The following is a 25,579-nucleotide window of genomic DNA, read 5'->3' on the forward strand; positions in this document are numbered from 1 at the left end:
ATTACTACCTGACAATTTATGTTAGATATCTTCCCAGATCAGCCCAGTTATGAGTACCCACCCTTAATCAATGTTATATATGCTTTAATATGGGCTTTTTTATTATCATCAATAATTGCCATTACCCACAGACTAACCTACAAAGGAGATAACTATTCTAAAAATTTCTTCCAATCCATGGTTTTGGGAGGCATTATCACAACAATGGTTATGATGGCCATTGGAGATAGCCTTGCCAGAGGGTTAGGCGTTTTTGGTGCAATGTCTATTATCCGTTTTAGAACTCGTATTGATGACCCCAGAAATGTCCTTTTCTTATTTGCTGCGCTAAGCACAGGTATATGCATAGGAGTTTACGGTTACACTACTGCTTTTGCCGGAACCTTTGTATTTTGTGGCGCAGCAACTGGTCTACACTTCTCTCGCTACAGAGGTGACGGTCCAAAATTTCTGCTCAATTTCACCTTGTCGAATAATGATAGCTTAGCCTCACTCCAAGATATTCTTAAGCTAAATTGTAAAGAAAACAGTTTGATCAATATCTCTGCCAACCCTAAAAAGGGGACAAGCTATGAGTATCTGATCGCACTACATAACTCTGAACAAAAGATTAAGATTGCTGAAGAATTAAGTAAAATAGAAGGTGTCATCCAATTAAAAATTAGCTATACTGAAAATTATAACCAATCGTGAACAAACAAGGAATAAGTGGCTTTTACCTTTTCATTATAGCTCTCTTTTTAGGGATGCTATTTATCAATTTTAAATTTTTCAAGGGGAGTTCGGGCACTAGTATAGGCATTACAGACGCTAAGGTTTATAACATTAATTCTGAAAAACCCGGATTGATCAAAAGTATTTTAGTTGTACCAGGACAAGAAATAAAAACTGGTGACCTGTTAGTACAAATGGAAAATGACCTTTTGGAGATGGACATTATCAAATTACAAACCAGGATAGCAGCTATGAAAAAGGAAAAGGTGGAGAAGGCTGCCCTAGTTCAATCCAAAATTGATTATCTACAAGCAGAGGAAGGTATTGAGCAAGAGGAACTGCAGTCTGAAATTCAGCAGATAAATTCTGAATTAATCTTAAACCGCAAACTTACTGAGCAGTTTTCAACACCAAAAACCCAATATGAAGAACCAGATGAATCCAACCCTCATCAACTTAAATTGAAATCACTGCAAGAAAAAAGCAATCTTCATCACCGGGCAATCAGCATAAAGATGAATGAGTTATTAAAAGATAATGCTGCCGAACTATTGGTACTTGACAATGAAATCTCTTTGAAAGAGCAGGAATTGGAATTGATGTTAATTGAAAAAAAGAAACTTAACAAATATGCCACCTTCAATGGTGTTGTAGAAAGTGTTTTTGTTAAACCTGGTGAACAAATAGAAGCCTACTCCTCAATCATATCTATCAATCCTATTCATCCAAGTTCTATTGTAGGATACATGGTGGGGGCAAAAGGTCGCGAGACCCCAATTGGAGGGGAAGTAAACATCACCTCCTACGAGCATAAAAACATCAAAGCTACTGGGGAAATTATAGGCTTTGGAGCTGTAGTAGAGTTGCCAGAACTATTACAAAAAGCTACCGCTATCAAGTCATTTGGCAGACAGGTCTTCATTAAAATACCCGAAGAAAATCAGTTTACCATAGGTGAAAAGGTTTTAATAAAATGATGCGTTTGATTACCATAAAAAGCATATACTTGACCTTAGCACTAGCACTCATTGTAACAGTTAGTAACGGCCAGGCAAGTATAGAAAATTTTCTTGGCTCTGCCGTGCAAGACCCTGAATTAGATCTTTATACAAATCAACTTGATTATTTAAGCAAGGGACACTACAGATTAGCTCCAATACGCCAAATTGAACTACGTACACAAAATAACGAACTTGGCTCGGGTGAACGACAATATGGCTTGCGCATTAGTCCCTCTAACCCTTGGGAGGTCAAAAAAAACAATCTTGTTTTCAATTCTCAGCAAATAGTACTGTCATTACAAAAAGAACTTACTTTTAAAGCTCTTCTAGAAAAACGCTACCAACTAGTACTCGATTTGATATTTCTTAACGAAATGCGCACCATTTGGAAAGCGGCAATGCAAAATACTGAAAACAGAATATCTGTTCTGGAAAGGCAAAAAGTATCCTCCTCATTTGATCCCGAAGAATTTCTGGAACTCAAATTGGAGCAAATGGAGGAGCAAACAGATATTGAAAGTTTTGAATTTAAAATAGCGCAGAAAAAAGAAGATATAAGAAGGGCTCAGACTACCACTACTTTACAAACAGGTTCTGACTGGACATATGAAATTTTAATTTCATTACCACAGCTAAAACACCTTGTAGATAGCCTAAAAAATACTTCTATGTTTTCCACCAGACTGGCTTACCGGCGTGGAAAAATTTTGTTAGCTGAGCATGAATATGCTCTTCAAAAGAACAATATCAATTTAGGATTTTTCCAAACGGAATATATGCCATACAGGCTTCTAGACGAAAGCAAAAGACCGCTCGGTATTTCTATGGGCATAAACATACCCCTATTTAATCCTAATAAAGGGAACATGGCTGAAAGAAAGCTCGACATCTTAGAAGCTCAAAGTGAATTTACATTGGAAAAGCAAATTGCGGAAGAAGAGGTAAAAACATTATTGGACATACTTGCGAATAGTCTTGATCGACATCAAAAATTAGAAATGATCATAAAGCCCTATAATGAAACAAATACATTTGGAACTGTAAATAATTTAACCCAAAACAACCCTTTGATCAAACTGAAGCTTAATGCTCAAATATTTAAACTCAAAAAGAGACAACTTGAATTAAAAAATGAAATCTACCAATCTTATATCAAGCTCTTATCTACTATTGATCTGCTTAACCAGAAACCATTAATAAATTATCTTCATAATCAATTACTACCAATACAAGCCGCCTTATAATCATCACATTTTAATCCAATCAAAAAAATAAACCAGCACAATCTACCTACAGAAATTAAATAAACATCCTAGGTTTGATACAAGATGGATGCAAAACATAGTAGAAGCTAACTTCAGTTTTGTCATGGTGGCATGGTACGGCATGCGAAACTTGCTCTAGGACGTTGCCTATCAGGTGAACCTAAGCCCTTGGCTTGTTCTGGTGGCAGGATTTGTTTCTTTGGCCATTGCCGTAACAACCGTCGGGTTACAGGCAGCCAGAGCCGCGCTACTGGACCCCGTTAAATCTCTGCGGAGCGAATAACTTGTTTTAGCCTCCCTTTTCAGAAAACGGCCTGTAAACCTCTGCCTTCCAATTTAAATACTTCAACAGCATCTCTAATTACAATCTCACACTCTTAGCGGGCGATTAAACTTAGAATTTTAAATTTCTACTGGAGTTCACTAGCAAATTTTCAAACACTTACTACACACCTAGAACAACTATTCATCCAAACACCCGTAAGCTTGTTTATTTTTCAAGTATTATTCTAAAATATTAACAAAATCGCTTTGAATCTTAAACAATCATGCGATATTTGTTAATCGTCAATTTTAAAGTTCAAGTATTGTGTGTGGAATTGTTTGTGCTTTCGATTTAAAAGAGTCTGCTGAGGCGTTACGTCCTCAGTTATTAGAAATGGCTAAATGTATCCGGCACCGTGGTCCGGATTGGAGCGGGATATTCAGCAATGAGAAAGCCATTTTAGCGCATGAGCGCCTGGCTATTGTAGACCCCACCTCAGGCAAACAGCCTTTGTTTAGCGAAGATGGCCAACTGGTACTGGCTGCCAATGGCGAGATTTATAACCACTTAGAACTGCGCGATCAGCTTACCATCAATTATAATTTCCAGACTAAATCTGACTGTGAAGTCATTTTAGCCCTCTATAAAGAAAAAGGCACCAAATTCTTAGATGACCTGAACGGCATCTTTGGGTTTGCCATCTATGACGTAGAGAACGACGCCTACCTCATTGCCCGTGACCACATGGGTATCATTCCGCTGTACATTGGCTGGGACGAGAGCGGCACGTTCTACGTGGCTTCAGAACTGAAAGCATTGGAAGGCAAGTGCTCTAAAATACAGCTTTTCCCTCCGGGTCATTACCTTTCCAGCCAGGAAGAAGGTTTCCAGAAATGGTATGACCGTGATTGGATGGAATACAAAAACGTAGCCGAGAACCAGACCAGCATCCAGGAACTGAGAGAAGCCCTGGAAGCCGCCGTGCACCGCCAATTGATGAGCGATGTGCCTTACGGTGTGTTGCTTTCTGGCGGGTTGGATTCTTCCATCACCTCCGCGGTTGCTAAAAAATATGCTGAGAAGCGCATTGAAAGCAATGACCAGGAAGATGCCTGGTGGCCACAGCTGCACTCATTCGCCATTGGACTGGAAGGTTCGCCAGATTTGGCTGCCGCCCAGAAAGTAGCCGATCATTTAGGCACCGTGCACCACGAGATTAAATTCACTATCCAGGAAGGGATAGACGCGATCAAAGATGTGATCTACCACCTGGAAACGTACGACGTGACCACCATTCGGGCTTCTACACCTATGTATTTGATGGCACGAGCCATTAAGTCAATGGGCATTAAGATGGTCTTGTCTGGTGAGGGTTCTGATGAAATCTTTGGGGGGTACCTGTACTTCCACAAAGCACCCAACGCCCGGGAACTGCATGCAGAAACCGTCCGCAAACTGGACAAGCTCCATATGTACGACTGCCTGCGCGCAAACAAGTCTTTAGCCGCCTGGGGCATAGAAGGACGCGTACCGTTCCTGGACAAAGAGTTCATGGACGTGGCCATGCGCATTAACCCGCAGGATAAGATGATCAACGGCGAGCGGATGGAGAAATGGGTGCTGCGCAAGGCGTTTGAAGATTACCTACCTGCCAGCGTGGCTTGGCGCCAGAAAGAGCAGTTCTCTGACGGCGTAGGCTACAACTGGATTGACACTCTCAAGGAAATGGTGGGTAAGAAAGTGAGCGATGAGCAACTGGCCAATGCTAGCGAGTACTTCCCCATTCAGCCGCCGACCAGCAAAGAGGAGTTCTATTACCGCTCCATCTTCGCGAAGCACTTCCCGAGTGATGCAGCCGCTCTGTCTGTACCGTCTGTGCCATCTGTGGCATGCAGCTCACCAGTTGCATTGGCCTGGGATGAGTCTTTCCGCAATATGAACGATCCATCGGGCAGAGCGGTAGCCAACGTGCACGCAGATGCTTACAAAAAAGAGGAAGTGGTGTTATAGACCTATTTTCTCAGATTTAATACCAAAATCAAAAGCCCCACCTGTAAAGAGCAGGTGGGGCTTTTGATTTTGGTATTTCTGTAAAACAGGAAAGAAGTTAACGTAAGGTGTTTAGGCAACAGTTTTCAGAAAACAGGCTTGAAAGTCAAGCCAAGCAAAACACAGTTCTTGTAAGTTTTCTCTAAAACTCACGACAAACTCATAAGCGAAAGAACCCGGTTCAGCCTTACTTATAACAGGAATCTTCTTCCCAAAGCACCTAAACCCGATAACTTTCGTTTTCTTAGCATTCTCAGATATTTAAAACCATATGCTTAAAAAATCTCTGGCGGCCCTGGCGTTTGCCGCTCTCCTGCACTCCCCCTTGCTGGCACAGAATGACGCCAAGCCCGCGTACAAGTTCTCTGTTGACCTTACCAAGCCAAAAGATGACAAACTGCTGGTAACGCTCGTCACACCTGAATTCAAAGAAGACGAAGTGCTGTACCACATGCCTAAAATGGTGCCGGGCACCTATGCCGTTTATGATTTCGGGAAGTTCGTTTCTGATTTCAATGCCTTTGACAAAAAAGGCAAAAAGCTGGATGTGGAGCGTTTAGACCAAAACACCTGGAAAATAAAGAAAGCCAAAAAGCTGGCCCGCCTGACGTACCTGGTAGATGATACCTGGGATACCCCTAAGAAAGAAGACATCGTGTTTGAGCCCGCTGCTACAGACATTGAAGAAGGCAAAGTGTTCCTGATCAATACCCACGGGTTCTTTGGGTACTTCGCCAATATGACCAAAGCGCCTTACCAGATCACGGTCAACAAGCCAAAAGATTTTTATGGAGCCACGCCGTTGCGCGCCACCAACTCCACCCCCACCTCAGACACCTACCTGCTCCAGAACTACAATGACCTGGTAGATGCGCCTATGCTGTACAGCCGTCCAGACACAGCCATGTTGAAGGTGGGCAATGCCGATGTGCTGATCTCTACCTACGCTGCCGGTGGCGGAGCCCGTTCTAAGGACCTGGCCCAGCACATCAAACCTATTCTGGAAGCACAAAGAACCTACTTGGGCGGCACCTTGCCGGTAGACAAATATGCCTTCCTTATATATATAGACAACAAACCCAACCGTACCGGTTCTTACGGGGCCCTGGAACACTCTTACTCCTCGGTGTATTACTTCCCTGAAATGCCCCCGGCCATGCTGGCAGAGCAGGTACAGAACATCTCGGCGCACGAGTTCTTTCATATTGTAACGCCGTTGAACATCCACTCAGAAGAGATCGGGAACTTTGATTTTAGCAACCCTAAAATGTCAAAGCACCTCTGGATGTACGAGGGTGTTACCGAGTACTTTGCCCACCACGTGCAGGTAAACCAGAAATTGGTAGAACTGCCTGATTTCCTTTCTGAGCTTAGAAGCAAGATCATCGCCTCCAAACAGGAGTACGATGATGCACTGGCTTTTACGGAGCTTAGCTTAGGCGCGCTAGACAAGCATGAGAAACAGTACGGCAACGTTTACCAAAAAGGCGCCCTCATTGGAATGGCACTGGACATACGGTTGCGTGAACTCTCTAGTGGGAAATATGGCCTCCGGAACCTCATGAAGGACCTGAGCCAGACCTACGGGAAAGACAAGTCGTTCAAAGACGAGGAGCTGTTTGACAAGATCACCGCCCTTACCTTTCCTGAGATCCGGGACTTCTTCAAGCGGTACGTAGAAGGCACTGAGCCATTGCCGTACACTGAGCTGTTCCAGAAAGTGGGCATTACCTATAAACCTACGGGGGTACAGAAACGCATTTCCCTGGGTCGGCCTACCATTGGCTATGACCAGGCATCAGGGCACCTGATGGTGGCCAGCGTAGAAAACCTGAACGCCTTTGGCAAGCAATTAGGGTACAAAGCCGGTGACCAGTTGTGGCAGATCAATGGCGAAGACCTGAACCTGCGCAACGCCACAGACCTCATCAACAAGCACGTGATGAATACCAAAGAAGGAACTCCTATATCTGTAACTGTAGGCCGGAAAGACGCGAACGGCACTGTGAAACCTGTGGTGCTAAAAGCAAACCTGACGGCTGCTGAGGAAACCGTTTCTCACTTGCTCACCCCAGACCCTAACGCCACCCCTGCCCAAGTAGCCTTAAGAGAGGCCTGGCTGTATTCTAACCTTTAAAAGTCACTTGAACAATGGAGCCCGTTTAGGAGCAGTTTTAAGAAAACAGCCTCTAAACGGGCTTTATCTTGTTGGCCTACTCTGTCAATAGCTGAATAAGGTATGCGACTCTTTTCCTGACAACCCGCCTGTTCTAACAAATAACTTAAAATAGTAACTTTCAAAAGCGTAGCCCAGCCCTTGAAAACATATAGGCAGGTAAAGGCGTTATGTTTTAAATCTGACCTCATCAGCGTGTATCATCTCTACCCACATAAATCATGGCAGTGGCCAGTAAGAAAGCCACTCTTTTTATACGTATTGCTTTTCCTTTTCCTTTTCCTCCCTTTTTCATTGGCCCAGGCACAAGACCGGGTTATGCTGGGAGGAACCCTCCGTTCTGCGGCTACCGGCGAGGTCCTGATTGGGGCGAGTGTGTCGGTGGCGGGCACCATTAATGGCGTAGAAACTAATACCAACGGCGTGTATACGTTGCGGCTGGCTCCGGGCACGTACCAGATTCAGTTTACCTACATCGGGTTCCAGACCTTGACCCAGGAAGTGGTACTTACGCGCACTACCCGGTTAAATGTAGAACTGCAGGAAGTCACCAACAAGTTAAATGAAGTGGTGGTAGAATCTGAACGAAACTCCTTTCAGGAGCGCCTTTCCACGCCTCAAATGAGCATGGAAACGCTTTCTTCCCGTGAGGCGAAACTTTTACCGGCATTGTTTGGCGAGGTAGACATCATTAAAACCCTGCAGCTGAAACCAGGCATTCAGAGCGGTGGAGAAGGCAGCAGCGGCTTGTTTGTGCGGGGTGGTAGCAATGACCAAAACCTGGTGTTGTTAGATGATGCCCTGGTGTACAATCCAAGTCACTTATTTGGCTTCTTTAGTGTGTTCAACCCAGATGCGGTGCGGGGTGTGGAGCTGTACAAAGGTGGCTTTCCAGCGCAATTTGGCGGTAGGCTTTCCAGCGTACTTGATGTAAAATTGCGCGAGGGTAATCGCAAAGAAAACGATGTTTCCGGCGGGATTGGCTTGATCGCTTCCCGGCTTACGGTTGAAGGTCCTATCCAGAAAGACAAGTCCTCTTTCCTTATTTCAGGGCGCCGCACCTACGTGGACGTGTTCACCCGCATGATCAACAAAGCAAAGGAAAATGATCCTGATTGGAGCCCCATCCCAGACTATTACTTCCATGATTTTAACGCCAAAGCTACGTTTGAACTGGGCGCCAACGATCGTCTTTTCCTGAACGGGTACTTCGGCCGTGACTTCTTTACCTTCAATGACGAGAACTTTAACTTCAATTTCAATTGGGGAAACAAAGTAGGCTCGGCCAGGTGGGTGCACCAGTTTTCGCCCCGCTTTTTCGTAAACACCACCTTTTCGGTGTCTAACTACGAGTACGAGATCAAAAACGAGCTGGACATTTACTCCTTCAACCTTACTTCCAACATCACAGACCTCACCCTGAAGTCTGACTTTGAATACATCTCCTCAGAAAAGCACCACCTGCGGTTTGGCGGGGCCGTGACAAACCACCGGTTTGTAGTAGGCAGACTGGAAGCTAACAGCCAGGACGGCTCTGTGAACGTGGCGGCTGGCAATACCTACCGCGGGCAGGAGTATGGAGTTTACGTCTCTGACGATTGGTCCTTTAACCCGGTATTCACCTTGAGCTACGGCCTGCGTTTGTCGGGTTTCCTGAACAACGGCAAAAACTTTCTGGGTATTGAGCCCAGAGCTGCGGCCAGTTACCGGCTCTCTGAAACGCTTACCCTGAAGGCCAATTACACCCGCATGTTCCAGTACGTGCACCTGATCTCCAATTCAGGTGCCTCATTGCCTACGGACATCTGGTACCCGTCCAGCCCCGGCGTGAAGCCTCAGCGTTCTGACCAGTTTACCCTGGGTCTTACCAAACTGTACAAAGACAAATACCTGTTCAGTACCGAAGCCTACTACAAGAAAATGAATCGCCAGCTGGACTTACGAGATGGCGCCCAGATTTTCGGGAATACTGAACTGGAAGATGAGTTTGTGTTTGGTACCGGCGACAGCTACGGCCAGGAATTCTATGTGGAGAAGAAAGAAGGCAAAACCACCGGTTGGATTGGCTACACCCTTTCCTGGACCAACCGCACCTTCCCGGACATCAACGAAGGCCGGACTTTCCCAACCCGCTTTGACCGTCGCCATGACCTGTCAATAGTAGGCATTCAGGAGGTAAGCAGGCGCATCAGTGCCACGGCTACGTTTGTCTACGGAACCGGAAATGCGTATTCTTTGCCCGTACAACGCTTCATCTTCCAAGATGTGCCGGGTGAAGATTATACCGTGATTCCGGTGTACCCAGACCGTAACTCGTTCCGGTTGGCTGCATACCACCGCCTGGATTTGGGCTTGGTGTACAAGCTTCGGCCGAAACGCGGCAGTGCAGACCTTACCTTCAGCGTGTACAACGCTTATAACCGTCGTAACCCATACTTCGTCTACTTTGAAACCCTCAAAAACGAGGAATCAAACCAGATTACCGGCTTCGTGGCCAAACAGGTTTCTTTGTTTCCGGTTATTCCCTCCATTACCTATAACTTCAAATTCTGATGCGCGCACGCCTTATCTATACTCCCCTTCTGATCTTTTTGGGACTGACTGGTCTGCTTTCTTCCTGTGACATGGAACAGGAGATATTGGTCAAGTTACCCCCAACAGTGCCGCAGATGGTGGTAGAATGTTACTTAACCAACAATGAACCCATGCAGTTGTCGCTGTCTGAATCGTCCAGCTATTTTGCGGGACCTGAGGCCCTTATTGTGACAGGAGCCACCGTCACCATTGCCAAAAACAACGAGGAACCAGTGGTGCTGAAAGACACGCTTATTTTAGATGAGGAAAATGAAAAGGTCTTCACTCACTACAACCGCCGGAGAGTGCGGGCCGTGCCAGGCGATGTTTTTAAACTTGTAATCACAGACCCTAAAGGAAGAAGAATTACCGGCTCTACCACTGTTCTGCCCGCAGTACCCATTGACAGTGCCGGTTATAAATTCAATGACAAACCCGCAGAAAGCCAGGAAGCTTACCTGATGGTTCGCTGGCAGGACGATAAAGCCGTAAAAAACTTCTACCGCCTTCTGGCGCATAAAAAGGACAGCGTAGGCGTTGACAGCCAATTAGACGCTGAGATAGATGATCGGTTACGCAACGGCCAAAAGATTACTTACACCACTACCTACCGCTTTGACCGCAACGACACCCTGACCATTAAACTGTTTCACTTAGAAAAAGCCTATTCTGATTTTGTGAGCAGCGTGGAAGATGCGCGCCGAGCCAACGGAAACCCCTTTGCGCAGCCTGTCACCATCAAGTCTACCGTTGCCGGTGGGTTTGGCGTATTCACCTTTCTGAACTTCACCTCTAAGGAGCTAATCATCAAGTAAAGTCTGCCCTGAAAAGTGGCTGCTTTGCGACTATTATTCAGGAAAGTAGCCGTAAAACAGAAATCAGCAAAAAGTTTTAAAACAGCATCGGCCTTGGAGTTTATTCCCAGGCAGATGCTGTTTTGGGCAAAATGTTCTGAGCCTATTTTATGAAAACTGCTTGCAAAGAAAAGGCTTTCTAGAAGCGCTGGGGCAAACAGTTGACCAGTTCGCCCACAAGATCCTTTCAGGAGGACAAATAGGAATAACTTAGAACTTCTCTCAGTCCTGCCGCTTGATCAGTTCTTTGATGAGCAGAGTCATGTTAGGCTCTGCCTTGGCGGCGGCCTCCAGAATATCCAACAGCACTACTTTTTTGATTTTACCCGGTACGCAAAGGTCGGTGATGACGGAGACGGCAAACACCGGCATGCCCATGTGCACGGCGGCTATTACCTCAGGTACGGTACTCATACCTACAGCATCTGCGCCAATAGTCCTGATGTAGTGGTACTCTGCCTTTGTTTCCAGCATAGGGCCGGGTACGCTGGCGTACACCCCGGTTCTTACGTTTAACCCATGTTGAATTGAAACATCCAGCGCCTGTTGCACCATGTGTTCACTGTAAGGCTCGCTCATGTCTGGGAAACGAGGCCCCAGTTCGTCCAGGTTTTTGCCGATCAAGGGATTGGTAGGCTGCAGGTTGATGTGGTCTGTAATCACCATTAGGTCTGAGGTATTAAAGTCAGGGTCCATGCCACCGGCTGCGTTGCTCACGAACAGCTTCTGCACGCCCAGTAACTTCATTACCCTGATCGGGAACACCACCTGCTCCATGGTATAGCCTTCGTAGTAATGGAACCGGCCTTGCATCACCACCACCTTTCGGCCTCCCAACTCACCAAAAATAAGCTTACCAGAATGGCTTTCTACCGTTGACACCGGAAAGTGCGGAATGTCTGAATAGTCAAGGCTAAAGGCTACTTCTATATCATGGACCAAAGCGCCCAAGCCGGTGCCCAACACAATCCCGAAATCAGGCTGGTATTCATTTGTCTTCCGACGGATATACTCTGCGGTTTCCTGCAGGTTTTGAATCATAGTTTTTTAAGGTAATTGTTTAGAGGCTGTTTTTGGAAAAAGGCTTCTAAACGGGTTCATAAGGTGAGCGGCAAGGTCGTAAAAAAATGGTAAAACTGCTGGCTTGAACGGAGCAAAAACAAAAAGGCTGCCCTTGGGCAGCCTTTTGAAGTAAGTTAAATGTTTACAAATTTACTGAATCTCAATCTCAAACGGCAAGCGGGCCTGTATGCCCTGCATCTGCATTACACGCTTGTACTGCTGATAATACGGCAGCATGTCACCCAGTTCTTCTCTTAAAGTGTATGTTTTCATCTGGGTTTCAGCATCAGAGAACAGGTTCTCCATAAAAGACTTTTGGGCTGGCAAGGTACGCAGGCGGTACTCTCCTTCTTTCAACTTGGCTTTTCTGGCAGCAATGGCAACAGCCTGGTCCATTCCACCTAACACATCTACCAGACCGCGCTGCTTGGCTTCAATTCCAGACCAAACTCTTCCTGAGGCTATTTTCCGAAGGTCAGCTACCGGCATGTTTCTGGACTGAGCGGCCTTGGTGGTGAAGTCATCATAAATGCGCTCCACTTCCCGCTGGATGTGCATTTTCTCATAAGGAGTCATGGCTCTGGTTACGGTGGGTACATCAGAGAATTTACCGGTTTTCACGCGATCAGTGGTGATGCCTAATTTGTTTTTGAGGAAATTTTCAGAATTCACCATCATACCAAACACGCCAATGCTACCGGTAATGGTGGTAGGGTGCGCCACAATGGTATCACAGGCCATGGCAATGTAATACCCACCAGAGGCCGCCACATCAGACATAGAGGCAATGATAGGTTTTACTTTTTTGGTGAGCATCACCTCACGCCAGATCACGTCTGAGGCCAGGGAGCTTCCGCCCGGTGAGTTGATGCGCAACACCACTGCCTTTACATTTTTGTCTAAACGTGCCTTTCTGATGGCTTCTGACATGCCTTGTCCGCCAATGGACTCATCATCGCCTTTGCCACCCACAATGTCGCCGGAAGCATAGATCACCGCAATACGGTTAGAAGAAGAACCAGAGCTCTTGGTGGGGTCTGCGGCTTTTTTGTAGGTACCCAGGTTTACCAGTTTCAGTTCTTTGTCTTGCTTTACCCCCGTTTTACTTTTCATGAAGCTGGTGGCCTGGTCATAATACCCCAGGTGCGTCACCAACCCCAGACGCAACGCATCATCTGCATTGTGCACGAGCATAGAGTCTGAGATGTTTTTCAGGTCTGCGAAGCCTTTCTTGCGGGAAGTGGCAATGTTCTTCAGCATGAAGTCATTCAATGAATTCAGGAAAGAAGCCGTTTGCTCGCGGCTGGGCTCGCTCATCTTGTCCAGAATGAAAGGCTCCACGGCGCTCTTGTACTCCCCTACTTTGAAGATGTAAGGCTGTAGGTCCAGTTTTTCCAAAGTACCCTTAAAGAACATCACCTCTGAGCTGAGGCCGTTCAGTTCAAGGGCACCCTGCGGGTTTAGGTAAAAGCGGTCGGCCACTGAAGCAAGGTAATAGGCTTTCTCCGTGGAGAATTCACTGTAAGCCACCACAAACTTTTTAGACTTTTTGAAGTCCAGCAACGCATTTCTGATTTCCTCCACAGAGGCCATACCGGCCTGCAGCAAATCAAGGTTCAGGAATATCCCTTTGATGTTCTCATCAGCCTTGGCCTTTTTGATGGATGATTTGATCTCATCCAGACCAATGCCCTGCTCCCCGAACATATCTCCTATGCCCAGCTCAGCGAACGGACTGCGGGGTGCCCGCTCCACCACCGGTTGGCTCAACTTGATTTCCAGAACAGAGCCTTCGGCAATACTCACCTCGTCACTGGAAGACGCCACCGCCGCAATGCCCAGCAAAATGACGAAGCCCAGAATCATAAATAAAACCAGCCCCACCATAGTGGCCAGCACAAACTTCAAGAATTGTCGCATATTAAATTTTAATCAAACTCAGCCCTAAAACACTAGGCTGTCATGTTGGTACATTAGTCGAAAAGTAACGAGAATACTTACAAAAACTTTAACTTCCACTTATTCTTTCCAAAAAAACAGGGTAAGCACGGATAGGCAGATGATTCAAGTGTGGATGCTGCACTCAATACTTGGGTTAATGAAGGGCCGAAAACCATTTATACTACTTACCTCCTAAAAGAACTGACAGATACTACCTTTGTTTTCTGATGTTACTAGAAATTAGGTCAAGACTGGTTGATCAAGTTGCCTGAATACTCTGAAAAAGGCACCTGAACTCTTCTAAGAAAAGGGAGGCTGATATTTAGTAGATACACTTAAAAGTAGTTCTTTTAGTATAAGCCCTGTCTTAAAAGCGAACAGCACTCTTTTGGGAGTTCTTTTCTAAAAGGAAGCAAAAAAGCCGCTCCACCGTATAGAGAGAAACATGAACAAATGGTTATTACTTGCGCTCACACTCCTTGGCTCTTTCTCTGCGCAGGCTCAATACAAACGGAACCTGAGTGTCAAATACTTTGGCCTTACCCTGCACCCCAAAGGTGATGACAATGCCGAGTTGATGCCCCTCAACCCAGATGGTAAAGGCTACCTGGTTTTAAACGTGGGGGGCAGCGTATCTTATGAGCAATACTTTGTGCAGGACAAGTTCTCACTGAAAGCCATTCAGGCCTTTTACGCCGACTGCGCCATGCGCTTCGCAGGTTTTACCCACTTGGGCTTAAGAGCGGTGATTTTCCAGATTGGCCGGCACTCGTTGAACGGCGGCCTTGGCCCTACCCTGGTATATCGCCGCAACTGGTCTGAACTGGAGGGCTACAATTTCTCCACCTCTTTTTTTGGGGGTGACCCATCCGATAAATGGCAGTACAAGATGATCTGGTACGCCGGTGAGTTTGAGTACAATTACCGCCTCTCTGACCGGGTAGACTTCTCTACCTCTTTTGTGCCAGGATACCCCAATATCATGAGTTTGTCTTTTGGGGTGCGCTACTGGCTGAAGGATAAAGAAAAAGAGTAGTGCTCTTGCAGTCGTTTTACGCCCCCTTTCTGTATAACTGGCCCTAAACAACAAAGCGCCTGCACATTTCATAAGCATCAGGCAGAACCTAGCTTAGCTGATCACAAAAATACCCCTCCTGTTTCAGAAGGGGTATTTCCAAACCAACACACAACACAATCAAACACATTGTCTTTTCAGGGGCAGGCCTGTAATTTGATATCAGGCATTGACTGCAATTCTATTGGCCCATTTCATACGGTTAGCGTAGCGCATCAGGGCATCCTCCAGGGCAGGCAAAACTTGACCCCGTTCGCTGCTTAAAGCGCTGTATCTTGGACGGGGCGCCTGTTGCCCCTGCCATTCATTCGCTAAAAATCCTTGGATTAATCTAGGGTCCAGACCAGCAATCTCGGCGGCTTTGCGCGCCAGGTCAGCCCAGGAGATTTCGCCTTCGTTGGTCAAATGCCAGATGCCATGCTCTTCGTCTACCAACATGTCCAAGCAGGCGTTTACCAGGTCGGGCACGTAAGTGGGCGAGATGATGATGTCTTCCGGGGCCAGGAAGGTGTTACCTTTGGCCAGTTGGTTGATCATGGAAGTCAGGAAGTTAGCATCATCCCAAGGCCCGAAGAACGAACTGGTTCGGACAATCAAGGCTCCCGGGTGCATGTCCTGCACGTATTTCTCGGCCTGCGCTTTGCTCCTGCCATACACGTTCAAAGGGTTTACCGCATCGCTCTCCAGGTAAGGCTCCTGCTTTAAACCGTCAAACACCAGGTCAGAAGAGAAAGTCAGGTACTGCACGCCTCTTTTCTGGCAAGTGGCGGCCAGCAACATGGCCCCGTGCGTGTTGACCAGATGGCAAGCCTCGCAATCTTCCTCGGCTTCATCAATTTTCACGTAGCCCGCCGCATTGATCACCGCCCACGGGTTATAGTAGTTCATGGCCCGTTCAATGGAAAACGGATCAGCAATGTTCATTTGCTTCCGGCTCACCAACCGGTACGGGATGTGGCGGTCGCCGCAAAGGCGGGCAAACGCGCTGCCCAGTGTACCAGTGGCTCCTGTGATGAGAATGGGGCGGGTGGTATCTTCCAGGTGACGCACCTCTTTCTCTGTGAGACCCTCTCCTTCCGGAATGGTTTCTGTTTCATAAATGGGGTTCCAGTTGTTGCGCCAGACAGATTTGGTACCCCGGCCAAACCGGCTTTCTTCGCGATTCAGGAAAAGCTCCGCGTGTTTGGCCTCCTCATTAAACGGATAGAAGAAGCGGTCTGGGCGCTGCCACCAACCCGGCAGGTGAAACAAGGGGTGTTCATACTCCTCGCCCTTGGCCAGTCTGGTTAACATCTTAGCCAGAGCAGTGGGCCTTGGCACCGCACTGCGTACATCAAATACGCCCGGCTCATAATAGCCTTCGGCCCGGGTGACCAGATTTACCCAGTCAAAGGTACCCAGCAAGGACCAGGCTGCCACGCCTACAATGTTTACCCCCTCTTTTTTCAAATTGGTGCAGGAATCCCACACGTGCTTAAACCATTGCACCTGCTCTTCGCGGGCCCCGCAGATATGCACCTCAGTTACTGAGATGGGCAAGCCATAGCGTTCCCAGGTTTCGCGCAACAGGACTTTGTGGCCCGCATAGAAACCGGCTGGGTCTTCGGTTTTTACCCGCAGGGCTTCCACGTCGGCGTACTGGTGAATACCATTCCCGCCGTGGGTCCACTCCGGAAAGCCGGCCAGGTTCTCGTCAATGTAGCGTTCACTGGGAGGGTAATGGTTGATACCAATGATATCTGGCGGACACGGATTGTCTCTGAACCACTGCAGGTCTTCCTCGGGAATACCATTATTCACGAAATACTGCCACATGGAGTGCTCCGGCGTAAGGGTACCAGTGAGCAGGTCCAGGCTAGCCCATCTTCGGTCATTGTCCAGTTTGGCCTGGTAGGCCAATAGCGGACTGCTGTAGGTTTTTCCCAAATCCTCGGTTTGCACCAGCTTGGCGTTAGGGTTCACTTCCCTAATGGCGCGCATGGCCAGCACCGTGGCTTTGCATTGGTGCAATAAGGTTAAGCCAAAGGTTTTGCCGTCTCTGCCGTGCGGGTACCAATGGCCGTACAAGCCGCTGAAACGGGCAGTGGTTAACGGTTCATTGACGGGTGTATAGTATTCAACCCAGGGGTACCGTTCTGCCACGGCGCGAGCGTATTCAGCTACTCCCTCGGGAAAAGAGGGGTCTGCCAGGTTGGTGTGGATAGGGCCGCTGCCGTGGTGAACCAATCCAAGAATAGGAGTTATGTTGTGTTCCTGCAGCAATTGCATGCGGCGGTCTCCCCAGGTCCAGTCAGCGGTGGCAGGTCCGTTGGGAGCGGTTAATTCCCAAAGCAACGGATAGCGTATTTTATGTACCCCAATGGAGCCAAACAAGGCAATGTCTTCTTCCCGAAAGGCATGGCCGTTTAATTGCATCTGGTCCATGTAATCATCACCCACCCGGTTCACGGTACACTCCAAACCCGCCCATACTTCTGGGAAACAAGGGTTCAGATTTTCGCTTTTCTCCATATTTTAGAAATTTGAACCCAAATTCCGCAACAGCTTATCTATCATATCATTAGATAAATTTACTATTGTTTTATAGGCAGCAAATCCCTGGTTTTTCACCAAAGAATGATTTGCAATTAGCCATAAGGTTCAGTGATTTTAAACAGTTCGCACCGGCAATTACTATATGGAATTTACCGGTTTTAGAAAATTACGCGAGGGAGAAAGGGATAGTTGGAGAACCTCAATAATATAAGGGTATGCACTTAAAAAACCGTATTTACTCTAATCAACCTAAGTAATTAAGCCTCTTGCATGGTATTTTATGCATTATTTTCTAAAAACAACTAAAAAGCAGGTTTTAAGCTTAAGAGTAGCTTTGTGGAAATACCTCTAAATAAAATGAAATTAAAAAAGTGATTAGGTTGAGATTATGCTTCTGAAATAAATCAATCAAAAAATAGAAAACGGAAAATTTAACTAATTTTTTTTTTATTAAATTGACCTTAAAAGCAAAATCAGAAACAATTAAAAATAGATGCACGACTAATTAGGTAATAATTTACCCTATGTTAGAACTGGAAGTATTACTTAATAGACTTAGTTATTTCAGCTTTTGTAAAAGTAAGCTTTAAGCCCATTTTCTAAAAGTACCTGAAAATCAAGAACTATGTTTGGGAAGGGTTATATAGAAAGTAGTGCCTTTATCCTCTTCGCTCTCTAAAGATATTTGCCCTTTATGCCATTCCACAATGGTCTTGATAATGGACATGCCTAACCCAACAGATGGCTCACCTTTGAGCCCTGGGCGGCGTGCCTTGGTAAACTCCTCAAAAAGAGTTTCATGGTATTGTTTGGGAATGCCTATTCCGGTGTCGGCTACTTTTATCAGAATTTGATTTTCTTCCTCTTCCAGACTGACGGTGATGTTTCCACCGTCTGGTGTAAACTTGAGCGAGTTGGAGATAAGGTTACCAATAGCTTGCATAAACTTGATATCATCTACCTGTGCGTAGATTTCCTCCTTGTTGGCAGTGAAGTCAACCTGCACGTGTAACGTTTTTCCCTCTGCCCTTTTATACTCTACCATGACCTCTCTGAACTTTTCCACCAGATTCACCCGCCGGGTAATTACCTCTGTCTGGGAAGATTCCAGAAATTCCTTTTTCATAAATTCCTGAATCAGGCGGGTTCCGTTCTGGCTGCTCTTGTCAATCAAGCGAATAATTTCCAAGGCATCTTCATCGGCTTTCTCTCCTAATTGATCTACCAGTAATTCTGCAAGGCTATGGATCATGCCCATAGGCCCAGCCAGGTCATGAGAAAGAATGTTTAGAACTGAATTCTTTTTGTTGGAGAACTTCTTGAGGTTGTCATTGTAGTTGCGCTGCACAGAGATGTCCTCGGCGTGCCCTATGATAAAGCGCTCTCCGGTGCTTTGTTCCAGCAACGTGGGGCGAAGACACACCCACTGCTCTGTTTGCCCCGTCAACTTAATCCTAAACTCAACTTCCTGACAAATGCCAGGCTCCCTAACTTTTGTCAGGTTGTCTATCACATGGTTCTGGTCATCGGGGTGAACCTGCTTCAGAAGGGCAGCAATATCTGACTGGCCGTTTTGCAGCTTGAAGATATTTCTGAAGGCGGGGCTTAGATACACGAATTTGTCTGAGCTTGTATCATAAGCAAACAAACTTAAACCAGTTTGCTCTAATAAAGCTTTACAGAACTCGTGAGAATTAATCATAAGAACAGGCATTCTGAAACGCTGTTATCCAAAAAGGCCGTTCCATTTTGTTAAATATACACTTAAAAGCAAATAAGAGTTTATCCTTAGCGCGTATTTATTCTGAAAGCCTGCGAGTTATACTTTTCAAGAAAGCAACCCGAACCTTCTATGAAGCTTTTAGTAAAAGGGATAAAAACGCACTATTAGCTGTGCTAAGCACTTATGTCCCCTATTTATTCTGCAGACAGCATCAACTCCTTTTTTGTAAACCAGGTAAAAGATTACGCAATTTTCGCCACTGACACAAACGGCATCATTACCGCCTGGAACAAGGGAGCAGAGCGGTTGAAAGGCTACACCGAAGAAGAAATAATAGGTCAGTTTTATGGCATCCTGCACCCTGACGAGTACCAGGCAGCGGGTTACCCCGAAAAGGAGTTAGATTCGGCTTTGCAAAACGGGTCTTTTGAAGCCGAAGACTGGCGCAAAAAGAAAGACGGGTCCTTTTTCTGGGCCTCCGTTACCCTTACCCCTATTTTGATGAAAACGGAAAACACATTGGCTACACCAAAATAACAGGAGACCTCACCAAGCAAAAGGAACTGCGGGATAAACTGGCCGAGCGGCAGCAAGATGCCCTGGAGCGCAAAAACAATGAATTGGAAAGGATTAACCTTGACCTGGATAATTTCATCTATACCGCCTCCCATGACCTGCGCTCCCCTATCACCAACATAGAGGCCTTGATGAACTATCTGGAAGAGAAACTAAAGGAAGAAAACGCCCTTTCAGAAGAAACCAAAGAGGTCTTGCAGCGGGTAATGGACTCAGTGAACCGTTTTAAGCGTACTATTGAAGATCTGGCAGCAATCAGCCGGCTACAGAAAGACACCGTTGAGGAAGCCGCCGAGATTGTCACCAACATCAAAGACGTGTATGAAGACATCATGGCTGACTTTGACTACCCTAACCAGAATGCCTGCTTTATCCAGACCGACTTCCAGGTACGTCAGCTCAACTTTTCTAAAAAGAACTTCAGAAGCATTTTATATAACCTCCTCAGCAATGCCCTCAAATACCAGGCAAATGAACGCGATTGTATTGTTCATGTGACTACCCATTTAGAGGAACCTTATGTGGTATTACAGGTAAAAGACAATGGCCTTGGCATGAACCCCAGACAGCAGGAGCAATTGTTCACCATGTTCCGGCGCTTCCATGACCATGTAGAGGGCACTGGTGTGGGTCTTTTCATGGTAAAGCGGATAGTAGACAACGCAGATGGAAAGATTGAGGTGGAAAGCGAGGAAGGAGAAGGAACTACATTTAGGGTCTACCTTCAGGCTGCTATGTAATTCCCTATTAGTCTAACACAAAGTATATTCAGTACCCTAGAGAAATGCAGGAGCAGGACACAGCAGACGCAAAACCAGAGAAAGTACAGAAGGCAGATAGTGTGATGGTAGTGGACGATGATGAAAACTGGATTTTCGTGTCTAAGATACTCCTGAAGAAAGCCGGCATAGGAAAGGAAATCATTACTGCCAAAAACGGTCTGGAAGCGATTACCAAACTAAAGGACCTGGTGGCCGCAGAAGATAAAAAGCTACCTGACATCATCTTTCTGGACATCCGCATGCCTGTCATGGATGGCTTTGAGTTTTTAGAAGAAACTACCAAAACAGAAGCGTTAAACCTGAGCCAAACCAAGGTATACATCTGCAGCAGTTCGCTTAGCCCCGGAGACCAGGAAAGAGCCGCCCTGTACCCGGTAGCAGGTTTTCTTACCAAACCCCTTACCAAAGAGGTTCTCCAGGAAATTTTAAGGTAAACCTTTAACCAGGGTGTTACCAAAGCGGCACCTTAGCCTTGTTCCTTTACATTGTCAGGAGAATGAGAGAGGTTCTTCTTCAAACAATAGGTTTATTCCTGCCTCTACTTTTTCTGCAACGAAAGAGAGCACATTCACCACTCAGTTTTTTACTGCAGCCTAAGGAAGTATATGCTTAACGAGATTATAAGTGAGAGATCAGATTATGTGGTAGACTTTAAAGCAGTATTTGAAGCTCTTCCGGGAAGCTTTCTGATCATACAACCAAATCCCCCTCATTTCACCATTCTGGAAGGAAGCGATGACCTCTTCCAAACCGCTGGCCAGTCAAGGCATACTGTGTTAGGCAGAAGTGTGTTTGAGGCTTTTCCTGAGAACCCAGTGGTCTTAACGGCCACAGGCCCCTCCTCTTTAAGAAATTCTTTTCAGAACGTTCTCACCACCAAAATGACAGACCATATGCCCATTTTGCGCTATGACGTACTTGGAGCAGACGGTCAATTTAAAGAGCGGTACTGGTCTGCCTGCAACAAGCCAGTTCTGGGCAAAGACGGAGAAGTACTTTACATTCTTCATTCCACCTTTGATGTCACTGATCAGGTCCTTACCACAAACAAAATAGAAGAAAGCGAATCCCGTTTCCGGCACATGGTAGAACAGTCGCCGGTGGCGTTTCTGTTAACCCGAGGTACTGATCTTATCATTGAGAGTATCAATGCCCCCATGTTACGCCTTATGGGCAAAGAGACAGAAGCGGTCATTGGCAAAAAAATGGTAGAAGTTCTGCCAGAGTTAAAGGACCAGCCAATCCTGACCTTTGCCAAAAGGGTGCAGGAAACAGGTGAATCATTTTCAGGAATAGAAGTGCAGGTAGATCTCCTGAATGAGGATAAACTGAAAAAGCATTATGTCAATGTCTCCTACACGCCTCTGATTGAAAGCGGAAAAGTAACCGGGGTAATCCATGTGGCCCATGATGTGACGGAGCAGGTACAGGCCCGCCAGAAAGTAGAAGCCAGCCAGGAAGAATTGAAACGGTTCAAGTTCATGGCCGATCAGGCCCAGGACTCTTTAGTGTTAATGCGCGAAAACGGCACCTTTGCCTACCTTAACAAAAAAGCCTTGGAAGTTTGGGGGTACTCAGAAGAGGAAGGGCAACAGCTGCGGGTGCCAGAGGTAGACCCCGTGTACCAGGAAGAAATGTTTTTACAACTCTTTGCCAGGGCTCAGAAGGAAACCATTCCACAATTTGAAACCCTGCACAGAAGAAAAGACGGACACATTTATCCCGTAGAGGCCACCGTAGTAGGGCTTTTACTGAACGGAGAACCAAACCTGCTAGCAGTTACCAGAGATATTACCGCCCGCAAGGAAATGGAAGCTGCGCTGAAAGAAAGTGAAGAAAGGTTCAGGATTATGGCAGACGCAGCACCCAACATGGTGTGGTCCATCAATCCTCAGGCAGCCATCACGTATGTAAATTCCTACTTCCTTTCTTTCCTGGGTGTTTCCTATGATACCTTCTTACGAGACAATTGGCTTCCGTATGTGCACCCCGAAGACATAGAGAAAGCGAAACAAGCCCTGGCTGGAGCTATCCAGAACAGAGGGATTTTCACCATAGAACACCGGATGCGGCGGCACGATGGCGTCTTCCGGTGGCTGTTTTCACAGGCAGCCCCCAGCTATCTGGCTAACGGGGAACTATACAGCTATGTAGGCTCCTCTATTGACATCACAGACCTGAAAGAGGCGGAAGAAGCCTTGGCCCAGAAGAATGCCCAGTTGGTACAGACCAATAACGACCTGGATACCTTTGTGTACACCGCCTCCCATGACCTGCGCTCCCCTATCACCACAATTGAAGCCCTGATTGGTTTCCTGAAAGAAGAATTGACTGAGACGGCCTGCTTGAATGCCGACACGGAGAACATCATGAACCGGATCATCACGTCAGTTAGTAGGCTTCAACGCACTATTCAGGACCTGACCAACATAAGCAGGTTACAGAATGCCAACCAGAAAAACCCCAAAGGAGAACCCATTGACGTACAGGAAGTGTACGAAGACATTAAGGCCGACCTGGTTTCTTCCAGCAACGTACCGCTTTGCCAGATCCAGACCGATTTCCAGGTACAACAACTTCACTTCTCTAAAAAGAACTTTAGAAGCATCTTGTACAACCTACTCAGCAATGCCCTCAAATACCAGTCCCCTGACCGGGATTGCACCATTCATATTCAAACCCGGATAGAAGATGATCAGCTAGTACTACAAGTAAAAGACAACGGTTTGGGCCTGAACGAACGCCAGCAGGAACAGCTGTTCACCATGTTCCGGCGCTTCCATGACCACGTGGAGGGCACTGGCGTAGGGTTGTTCATGGTAAAACGAATAGTTGAAAACAATAACGGCAGAATTGAGGTTGATAGCGAAGAAGGCAAGGGAACCGAGTTTAGAGTGTACCTGCCGGTAGCTGAGTAAAAACCTGTTATCTTTGCCTTACAAGTAGTCTATCATTACCCCTATAAGATGGAGGAGCGGAAAGTAGCGGTCGCAAACCCTGAAAAATTGCAACAAATAGAAACGGTCATGGTGGTGGACGATGACGACAACTGGATTTTCATTTCGAAAATCAATCTAAAGAAAGCCGGTGTAGGAAAGGAAATCATTACCGCCCGCAACGGCCGCGAAGCCCTCACCAAACTACAGGACCTTGCTGCCACCGGCGAGAAAAAGCTCCCCGAATTAATTTTTGTAGACATCCGCATGCCTGTAATGGACGGCTTTGAGTTTTTGGAGCAAATCACCCAGGAAGGTACAATAGATTTAGGCCAAAGCAGGGTATACATGTGCAGTAGTTCATTGAACCCGGCAGACAAAGAACGGTCATGCCAATACCCCATTGCTGGTTTCATTACCAAACCCGTTACAAGAGAAATTTTGCAGAGTATTTTAGGGTAGCATATTCAAAAACACCTTCAAAACACAAAGAGCAATCCCTGAAGGATTGCTCTTTGTGTTTTGAAGGTGTAGATAGGAATTGCCCCTGCTAATACTTGTACCACTCGCCCCATTGGTTGCGCAGGTTTTTGCGCATCTCGTTTTCGCGGGCGTTGTTGCCGGGGTTGAAGAATATGGTGCCTTTCAATTCATCGGGCAGGAAATCCTGGGGTACAAAGCTGCCTTCGTAATCATGGGCATATTTGTATTCATTTCCGTAGCCAATTTCCTTCATGAGCTTAGTAGGTGCGTTGCGCAAATGCAACGGTACCGGTGGACTTCCCTGCTCCCGCACATACGCCCGCGCATTCCTGATGGCTTTATACGCCGCGTTGCTTTTGGGCGAAGTAGCCAGGTAAATAGCCGTCTGCGAAAGCAGGATGTCGCACTCGGGGTACCCGATAACCGTCACCGCCTGAAAACATTCGCTGGCCATGATCATAGCCGTTGGGTTGGCATTGCCAATATCTTCTGAAGCCATGATGAGCATGCGCCGAGCAATGAACTTAGGATCTTCCCCGCCTTCTATCATGCGTGCCAACCAGTACACCGTGGCATTAGGGTCTGAACCGCGCATAGACTTTATAAACGCCGAAATAATGTCATAATGTGCCTCGCCGCCTTTGTCGTACAAGGCCAGGTTCTGCTGCGCAATCTGCTTCACCAAATCATTGGTGATCACCAGCTTTTCTTCCTTTCCGCTGCCGTCAATCACAATCTCCAGCAGGTTGAGCAGCTTGCGGGCATCACCACCAGAGATGGTAAGCAGCGCCTCATACTCCTGCACCTCAATGTTCTGCGTTTTCAGCACCTCATCTTCGGTGAGGGCCTTCTGCACCAATTCCACCAGTTCCTCTTTTTCCAATGATTTCAGGATGTACACCTGGCAACGGGAAAGCAATGCGGGGATGACTTCAAACGAAGGGTTCTCGGTGGTAGCGCCAATCAACGTGACCGTGCCCTTCTCTACCGCGCCCAGCAAAGCGTCTTGCTGCGATTTGTTGAACCGATGGATCTCGTCAATGAACAACACCGTGCCCTGCCGTTTGCGCGCCTGTTCAATCACATCTCTGATATCTTTCACCCCGGCATTGATGGCGCTAATGGCCACAAACGGCACCTTCAGTTGGCCCGCAATAATGCCGGCCAAGGTGGTTTTACCCACGCCTGGTGGTCCCCAGAAGATCATGGACGGCACCATACCAGCTTCAATATAGCGCCGCAGCACGCCCTTGGGGCCTACTAAGTGTTTCTGACCGGCGTACTGATCCAGGTTGTGCGGGCGCATGCGCTCCGGCAAGGGGGCTTTGGTAGTTTGGAACATGGGAAGCAGATTTCAGGTACTAACGTTTCGCAGACTTAATATGCCGCGAAACAAAAGGCAATTTACTTTCTTTCCGGCACTGTTTCCCGGCCCTTCTATAGAAATCAGCTTAAAAGCAGCTTGCCCGGTGGTAACCTGCCAGATAGCGGGGCGTTACCCAGCGAGGTTCTTAGGCCCGCCCTAGACAGATACCCTGAACTACCTGCTGTTGGCTCCGTATCCCTGA

General features: G+C 46.8%; 18 protein-coding genes. 13 read left to right on the top strand and 5 right to left on the bottom strand.

The features are described from left to right. Positions 1-18: 18 nt before the first annotated feature. The 7 genes from DC20_RS01445 to DC20_RS01475 all read left to right on the top strand — a co-directional run bounded on the left by DC20_RS01445 (position 19) and on the right by DC20_RS01475 (position 10,859). On the top strand, positions 19-693 hold the full coding sequence (locus DC20_RS01445; RefSeq protein ID WP_062542200.1) for a DUF4956 domain-containing protein: 675 nt from the start codon (positions 19-21) through the stop codon (positions 691-693). Beyond that, positions 690-1,691 carry an HlyD family secretion protein gene (locus tag DC20_RS01450; protein ID WP_062542201.1) on the top strand — a complete coding sequence of 334 codons (1,002 nt, stop codon included), beginning with the start codon at positions 690-692 and terminating at the stop codon, positions 1,689-1,691. The genes DC20_RS01445 and DC20_RS01450 overlap by 4 nt, the downstream gene beginning before the upstream one ends. A gap of 29 nt (positions 1,692-1,720) precedes the next feature. Beyond that, complete coding sequence (locus tag DC20_RS01455) at positions 1,721-2,959, top strand: TolC family protein (protein ID WP_157593006.1); 1,239 nt, start codon at positions 1,721-1,723, stop codon at positions 2,957-2,959. A gap of 610 nt (positions 2,960-3,569) precedes the next feature. Next, complete coding sequence (gene asnB / locus DC20_RS01460; protein ID WP_062542203.1) at positions 3,570-5,255, top strand: asparagine synthase B; 1,686 nt, start codon at positions 3,570-3,572, stop codon at positions 5,253-5,255. A gap of 310 nt (positions 5,256-5,565) precedes the next feature. Continuing rightward, on the top strand, positions 5,566-7,431 hold the full coding sequence (locus DC20_RS01465; RefSeq protein ID WP_071885354.1) for a M61 family metallopeptidase: 1,866 nt from the start codon (positions 5,566-5,568) through the stop codon (positions 7,429-7,431). Positions 7,432-7,788: 357 nt separating this feature from the next. Next, a complete protein-coding gene (locus tag DC20_RS01470) occupies positions 7,789-10,023 on the top strand; it encodes a TonB-dependent receptor (protein WP_083470410.1) in 2,235 nt (744 codons plus the stop codon). After that, positions 10,023-10,859 (top strand): DUF4249 domain-containing protein, encoded by an 837-nt coding sequence (locus DC20_RS01475; protein ID WP_062542204.1) that lies wholly within the window; start codon positions 10,023-10,025, stop codon positions 10,857-10,859. The genes DC20_RS01470 and DC20_RS01475 overlap by 1 nt, the downstream gene beginning before the upstream one ends. 261 nt (positions 10,860-11,120) lie before the next feature. On the opposite strand, the gene DC20_RS01480 is transcribed toward DC20_RS01475, so the two are convergent. Both DC20_RS01480 and sppA read right to left on the bottom strand, forming a co-directional pair. Continuing rightward, positions 11,121-11,939, bottom strand: coding sequence for a purine-nucleoside phosphorylase (locus tag DC20_RS01480; protein ID WP_062542205.1), 819 nt, complete (start codon positions 11,937-11,939; stop codon positions 11,121-11,123). A gap of 171 nt (positions 11,940-12,110) precedes the next feature. Then, on the bottom strand, positions 12,111-13,880 hold the full coding sequence (sppA, locus tag DC20_RS01485) for a signal peptide peptidase SppA (RefSeq protein ID WP_062542206.1): 1,770 nt from the start codon (positions 13,878-13,880) through the stop codon (positions 12,111-12,113). 466 nt (positions 13,881-14,346) lie between these two features. Between sppA and DC20_RS01490 the strand changes: the two genes are divergently transcribed. After that, a complete protein-coding gene (locus DC20_RS01490; protein WP_062542207.1) occupies positions 14,347-14,937 on the top strand; it encodes a hypothetical protein in 591 nt (196 codons plus the stop codon). Positions 14,938-15,138: 201 nt separating this feature from the next. On the opposite strand, the gene DC20_RS23165 is transcribed toward DC20_RS01490, so the two are convergent. Together DC20_RS23165 and DC20_RS01500 are read right to left on the bottom strand one after the other, a co-directional pair. Further along, positions 15,139-17,487, bottom strand: a complete 2,349-nt coding sequence (locus DC20_RS23165) for a family 1 glycosylhydrolase (RefSeq protein ID WP_062542208.1) — start codon at positions 17,485-17,487, stop codon at positions 15,139-15,141. A 640-nt stretch (positions 17,488-18,127) separates the two neighbouring features. Beyond that, entirely contained in the window at positions 18,128-19,213 is a 1,086-nt protein-coding gene (locus DC20_RS01500) for a PAS domain-containing sensor histidine kinase (RefSeq protein WP_062542209.1), read from the bottom strand. Between the two features lie 204 nt (positions 19,214-19,417). Here DC20_RS01500 and DC20_RS23300 point away from each other — a divergent pair, with 204 nt between their 5' ends. From DC20_RS23300 to DC20_RS01520, 5 genes are all read left to right on the top strand, one after another. After that, on the top strand, positions 19,418-19,771 hold the full coding sequence (locus DC20_RS23300) for a PAS domain-containing protein (RefSeq protein ID WP_245652283.1): 354 nt from the start codon (positions 19,418-19,420) through the stop codon (positions 19,769-19,771). Positions 19,772-19,854: 83 nt separating this feature from the next. Continuing rightward, the gene (locus DC20_RS23305) at positions 19,855-20,550 is read left to right on the top strand and encodes a sensor histidine kinase (protein ID WP_245652284.1); all 696 of its coding nucleotides are present in this window, start codon (positions 19,855-19,857) and stop codon (positions 20,548-20,550) included. Positions 20,551-20,594: 44 nt separating this feature from the next. Continuing rightward, the gene (locus DC20_RS01510) at positions 20,595-21,026 is read left to right on the top strand and encodes a response regulator (protein ID WP_062542210.1); all 432 of its coding nucleotides are present in this window, start codon (positions 20,595-20,597) and stop codon (positions 21,024-21,026) included. 171 nt (positions 21,027-21,197) lie between these two features. Then, the gene (locus tag DC20_RS22515) at positions 21,198-23,510 is read left to right on the top strand and encodes a PAS domain-containing sensor histidine kinase (protein ID WP_062542211.1); all 2,313 of its coding nucleotides are present in this window, start codon (positions 21,198-21,200) and stop codon (positions 23,508-23,510) included. Positions 23,511-23,558: 48 nt separating this feature from the next. Continuing rightward, positions 23,559-23,990, top strand: a complete 432-nt coding sequence (locus tag DC20_RS01520; RefSeq protein ID WP_062542212.1) for a response regulator — start codon at positions 23,559-23,561, stop codon at positions 23,988-23,990. Positions 23,991-24,078: 88 nt separating this feature from the next. Here the strand turns inward: DC20_RS01520 and DC20_RS01525 are convergent, their stop codons facing one another. Further along, entirely contained in the window at positions 24,079-25,353 is a 1,275-nt protein-coding gene (locus DC20_RS01525) for a replication-associated recombination protein A (RefSeq protein WP_062542213.1), read from the bottom strand. Positions 25,354-25,579 lie beyond the last annotated feature (226 nt).

Origin of the sequence: Rufibacter tibetensis (genome assembly GCF_001310085.1) — a bacterium.
Lineage (GTDB): Bacteria > Bacteroidota > Bacteroidia > Cytophagales > Hymenobacteraceae > Nibribacter > Nibribacter tibetensis.

What these genes read in the sequence shown, in the direction of transcription:
- DC20_RS23165 (WP_062542208.1), bottom strand. Translation starts at nt 17,487, where the DNA reads ATGGAGAAAAGCGAAAATCTGAACCCTTGTTTCCCAGAAGTATGGGCG.
- DC20_RS23300 (WP_245652283.1), top strand. Translation starts at nt 19,418, where the DNA reads ATGTCCCCTATTTATTCTGCAGACAGCATCAACTCCTTTTTTGTAAAC.
- DC20_RS01510 (WP_062542210.1), top strand. Translation starts at nt 20,595, where the DNA reads ATGCAGGAGCAGGACACAGCAGACGCAAAACCAGAGAAAGTACAGAAG.
- DC20_RS01475 (WP_062542204.1), top strand. Translation starts at nt 10,023, where the DNA reads ATGCGCGCACGCCTTATCTATACTCCCCTTCTGATCTTTTTGGGACTG.
- DC20_RS01500 (WP_062542209.1), bottom strand. Translation starts at nt 19,213, where the DNA reads ATGATTAATTCTCACGAGTTCTGTAAAGCTTTATTAGAGCAAACTGGT.
- DC20_RS01445 (WP_062542200.1), top strand. Translation starts at nt 19, where the DNA reads ATGTTAGATATCTTCCCAGATCAGCCCAGTTATGAGTACCCACCCTTA.
- DC20_RS01480 (WP_062542205.1), bottom strand. Translation starts at nt 11,939, where the DNA reads ATGATTCAAAACCTGCAGGAAACCGCAGAGTATATCCGTCGGAAGACA.
- DC20_RS01465 (WP_071885354.1), top strand. Translation starts at nt 5,566, where the DNA reads ATGCTTAAAAAATCTCTGGCGGCCCTGGCGTTTGCCGCTCTCCTGCAC.
- sppA (WP_062542206.1), bottom strand. Translation starts at nt 13,880, where the DNA reads ATGCGACAATTCTTGAAGTTTGTGCTGGCCACTATGGTGGGGCTGGTT.
- DC20_RS01525 (WP_062542213.1), bottom strand. Translation starts at nt 25,353, where the DNA reads ATGTTCCAAACTACCAAAGCCCCCTTGCCGGAGCGCATGCGCCCGCAC.
- DC20_RS01520 (WP_062542212.1), top strand. Translation starts at nt 23,559, where the DNA reads ATGGAGGAGCGGAAAGTAGCGGTCGCAAACCCTGAAAAATTGCAACAA.
- DC20_RS22515 (WP_062542211.1), top strand. Translation starts at nt 21,198, where the DNA reads ATGCTTAACGAGATTATAAGTGAGAGATCAGATTATGTGGTAGACTTT.
- DC20_RS01490 (WP_062542207.1), top strand. Translation starts at nt 14,347, where the DNA reads ATGAACAAATGGTTATTACTTGCGCTCACACTCCTTGGCTCTTTCTCT.
- DC20_RS01470 (WP_083470410.1), top strand. Translation starts at nt 7,789, where the DNA reads ATGCTGGGAGGAACCCTCCGTTCTGCGGCTACCGGCGAGGTCCTGATT.